Source organism: Paenibacillus sp. P4_A7 (genome assembly GCF_056402455.1).
In genome coordinates this window covers 1-1,015 of the sequence record NZ_JBFUHJ010000825.1, presented here as the reverse complement: position 1 = coordinate 1,015, position 1,015 = coordinate 1, and the positions used below count along the sequence as shown (strand labels likewise).

The 1,015-nt window shown below is 36.3% G+C and carries 1 protein-coding gene and 1 pseudogene; both read right to left on the bottom strand.

From position 1 onward, the window contains the following. A partial coding sequence (locus tag AC1DWN_RS34290) for a nucleoside/nucleotide kinase family protein (RefSeq protein ID WP_477563272.1) occupies nucleotides 1-595 on the bottom strand: 595 nt, incomplete at its 3' end. A gap of 128 nt (nucleotides 596-723) precedes the next feature. Continuing rightward, a pseudogene (locus AC1DWN_RS34285) lies at nucleotides 724-1,015 on the bottom strand (class I SAM-dependent methyltransferase); the annotation flags it as partial.

Here is a 1,015-nt window from a genome sequence, read left to right as displayed (position 1 = left end):
AGTCGACACTTTTTATCGAATGACCAATTTTCATTAAACTTGGAGCCAATCGAATGATTTCAGAAACATTGTGCTCAACAGATATGGCCTTAATGTCCCTAACATAGCCAGGAACCAGTTCATTTAAATTGTTAAAATAACGAGCTTGAGGATGAATAAATTGCAGATGGGTTTCAAATTTCCCACGTTTATTAATGATATCATTCTCTTTCCGAATTCGGAGCTCAGATCCACTTGCATGAAGGATAATATAAGCATCTGGAAATCCAAACTCTTCTTTCACCAAATGACTTCTAAAGAAATCAATGATATCCGATAGAGGTTGCCAACCGATAAAATCATAGCACCAGTTATACCATAGTGGTTGAAGAGGATCACCATCAAAAACCACTAATTCGTGGGTTGACATCATCTCATTTGCAATTCGCCATCTTTGTATTTGTTTCTCAAAATACCATAATTGGGTTGCATTACTGGGGCGTTGAAATAGCTTATTTACTTCTGGAACAATATAAGCATTATATGATTTTTCCAACTCTCTACATGTTGAGGTTTTTCCGACAGCACTTGCTCCTTCTAAACACAGAATTGGCATTAAATACCTCCACATTCAACTTATCAGACTATAATATTATTATAAATTCCTGTCGATTACGTTAACTTGCCCGTTAGCGTAATGAGCCTGGTGAAAACCTAGTCATGATTAAGCTATCGGATTGGATTCTATAGTTTTCTTGCTTTGACTACAAAAGTTACAGGAAGCATCTTGGCTTTTTTTGCAAAATCACTGTTATCGTCCCACGATTGCATAATTTCATCATCAGATTGCTCAATCATTTGCTCAATTACAAATCCCGCTTTTGCCAACGCATTCACATAGGTTGATAGTTTACGATCCGATAATGTTAGCGCGCCTTCATCAAGAGATACCGAATACCAAGATTCATCGAAATAACATTTTTTAAAAACAAGCATATTATTTTCTGCAACCACACATTTGTGTATAGGGTGAGAC